We start from the raw sequence: 3,074 nt of genomic DNA on the forward strand, positions 1-3,074 counted from the left end.
ACTCGCGCAGCGAGGTGTGAAGAGGAGCCATTAGTCCGACGAATCCCGTGAGGCCGAGGAGAACTTTCGTCGTCCAGAATCGCGAGGCGGCGCTTCTCAAATGGATTCCAAAGATGATGATCCAAGTGAGCAACAAGAGGTAGAATAGCAGCATTTCTGTGCCGTAGGTCATGGCTTTCTGGAAACTCAGTGAGGGGCGAGAAAAGTAGGTGGTGGCCACGGAAGCGAGCGTTGTGCGGAGCGTGAACATTTGCACGAGTCTTGGCCCTCAATCGATCAAAGGCCAGACCACAGGACGGCGGCCGGCGTTTTGTCACCACGGTGTCATTGAAAAGGCTCGTTCTATGCGGAGAGACGAAGATAGTTCTTAGTCGAGAGTGTTAACAGCGGATCAAGTCACTGCGATCGTTCCCGATGCGGCCTCCTGCTCGGTACACGTGCCGGCCGCTGACTTCCACAGCATGATCCGCGAGCTGGCCGAACGATCGGGTCGGCGGTGGAAAGAGCTCTGGACCATCAGGCGACCTTTCCCGAGGCCGAGTATTTGAAGGCGGTTTGTTTGGCTTTCGACTAGCGATCTGGTCGTTCAGCGATTGGCGTGAATCGAGAAGGCAGTCCGAGCGGCTTGGATGGCACGGGTGAGATTGGTTTGGAGGTCGGTCTTGTCTGGGAGAGGTTTTGTTTCCTCCAAGGCGAGTTCTTCCCAGGTGGCGGCGAGGTTTCCGAGCTTCGGGAAGCCGGCCATTTGGGCGCCGCCTTTGAGACGGTGGGCGGATTCACGGAAGGCTTTCCGGTCACCGCGATCCAGATGGGAAATCAGTTCGCTGGAGTGGGCGTCGAGGCCATCGAGGAAATCCTGGAGAATCTCCATGAGCTCAGGACTTCCAAAGCCGCCGAGGGTTTCGATGTGATCGATGTCGATGTCTTCCATTGGGGAGGAGGCTTAGGGGAAAAGGTGGGCTGATAAAGAAAGAAGCCGGGCCCGTGGAGTAATCCACGGGCCCGGTGTTGTTTTTGGGTTGGTTGCCGTGGCGTGATCAATAGCAGCAGTCGACTTCCGGGTAGCGGGGAGCGTGTCCGTCGTCTTTGACGAATCCGGTGGTGGGATCGGGGGATCCGACACGGTATTCGGTGGCGAAGTTGCCGGCGGTTTCCAGGACGGAGCTGAAGTGGATGATGATGTCATCGAAGCTGCTGTCGCTGGCGTCGCCCAGTTCGGGAAGATAGGGATCTTCGTGGCGGCTGTGGTCTTCGATGGCGAAGACGGTGCCTCCATTTCCTGCGAAGCTGAGGAACTGGTCGCCCAGTCCGGGGTTCGCCCCGTTCAGGGTAAACAGCGGTTGCCGCTTCGTACGTTCTCCTTGGCCCTTTGGCGTGTAGCGCCATGGATTCCGTAGGTAGGTGCTCACGGTGTTGTTTGGCACGATGAAGAAGCCGACGGTTTTTCCAGCGAGACCGGCAGCGCTCGGGTTGAAGGTCACGGTCGAGGCGATGTTGCTGGTACGATCGTCCATCAGGGAGACGGCACTTTCGGCGGCGGCTACCCGATACTCAAGGGATGATGGCTCGAGGTGATCGATGGCACCGTGGTCGTAGGCGCAGAGGTCGAATTTCATCGAACTGCGGTCTTCGATCATGGTGATGGTGATCTCTTCATCAGGCAGGTGGTAGAGTTGACCAATGTGTTCGAAGTCCGCTCTGGCAATGCCGATGCGACGCAGGTGCTGTTCGACGCCACGTGACTGACGGTTCGAGTGGATACCTGCGGCTCCAGCGATGACGTCGCCATACTGGGTGGTGCCGAGGGACACGGGGCGGATCTGGATTTGGAAGATGACGTCATTGTAGTCGAGGTCGGTCTTGCCGTATTCCCAATCTTCGAAAGCGATGATGAGCGGGCGGTCTTCGGTAACGTTCGTGAAGAGACGACCGGCAACGTGTTCCATGCCTTCGGGGTTTTTCTCGGCATCCTGATGGATCATGAGATCGCCACCGCGTGCGCCGTCCTGCTTGAGGTGAAAGCGGAGGTCGGTGCCGGCGGGAAGCACGCCGAGGCTGGCCATGGCTCCCTGGCGAAGAGGAAGATTCGGCCCAGTGGAAGCGTCGGTCCAGATGGTCGTGTAGCTATCCGGGGTGGCGGCATCATACCAACCGAGGGTGTTGCGGTAGTTTCCACCATCGTAGATCAGGGTGATGAGGACTTCCGAATCCTGGGTGAGGTAGAAGTCGCTGGTGTCGAAGCCGAGCTTCTCTTGTTCCAGCGGCGTGCCTTCATTGCGACAGTGGAGCTGTTCCTTGACCTGCGCCCAGACGCGGCGGGCCTGTCGATACTCATCATCGGAGACGGCGTAGGTGCTGATGCTGGTGACGTCGTCTTCGTTGACGGTGACGTTGAAGTCCTCGTTCACTTGGTATTCGCCATCGTCAGCGCAGACCCGGATGACATAGTCGCCGTCTTTTGAGAACGAGACGTCGGTGGTGGCGCGGTGATCTCGGGAGAATTTGACTTCGCCGGGACCGCTCTCCTGAGTCCATTTGATGGTCAGGCCGTCTCCTTCCAGAGGGAGTCCTTCATCGCTGATATTCAGCGAGATACTGATGCTTGATCCTGGAAGGTCGCTGGTGGCGGAGTCCCCCATGGTGATGGCGGGTGGCTGATTCTCGGGGATGATGATGGGGCTTTCCTCTTCGGGAATGCTCCAGCCGTCGTTGTTGTTGGTGACGGCGCTATCGAGAAGATAGACGGCGCGTGGCTTGTCCGAGGTGAAGTTCAGAATCTGATAGACGCCTCCCTTGTTGCTGGAGACGAAAAGCGAGCCATCCTTATCCGTGTAGGCGGCACCGTAGGTGGTGCGGCCTTCGGGCAGGTTGGTCACGTCGACGCGTTTGACGCTTCGTGCTTCGAGGTCCCAGATGAAGAGGCGTTGGTGAAGGGCTCCGAAGAAATAAGGGCGGCCATCGATTTCCATGTAGACGAGGTCGGCGACACCGGACGCGCCGGCTCCGGAGAAACGGATGATGTCGTAGGTGTTGGATTCAACGTTGATCTTGATGAGGGCGGAGCCGCCATCGAG

At 58.3% G+C, this 3,074-nt stretch carries 3 protein-coding genes; all 3 read right to left on the reverse strand.

Annotation, left to right across the window (positions count from 1 at the left end):
- Nucleotides 1–250 (reverse strand): hypothetical protein (locus tag WBG04_RS05790; RefSeq protein WP_424313433.1); only part of this gene is annotated, 250 nt, incomplete at its 3' end.
- Nucleotides 251–586: 336 nt separating this feature from the next.
- Nucleotides 587–931 (reverse strand): Hpt domain-containing protein, encoded by a 345-nt coding sequence (locus tag WBG04_RS05795; RefSeq protein WP_424313434.1) that lies wholly within the window; start codon nucleotides 929–931, stop codon nucleotides 587–589.
- A 106-nt stretch (nucleotides 932–1,037) separates the two neighbouring features.
- On the reverse strand, nucleotides 1,038–3,074 hold a 2,037-nt coding region (locus WBG04_RS05800), incomplete at its 5' end, for a DUF4114 domain-containing protein (RefSeq protein ID WP_424313435.1).

The organism is Haloferula sp., from assembly GCF_049672945.1.
GTDB lineage: Bacteria > Verrucomicrobiota > Verrucomicrobiia > Verrucomicrobiales > Akkermansiaceae > Haloferula.

What these genes read in the sequence shown, in the direction of transcription:
- WBG04_RS05795 (WP_424313434.1), bottom strand. Translation starts at nt 931, where the DNA reads ATGGAAGACATCGACATCGATCACATCGAAACCCTCGGCGGCTTTGGA.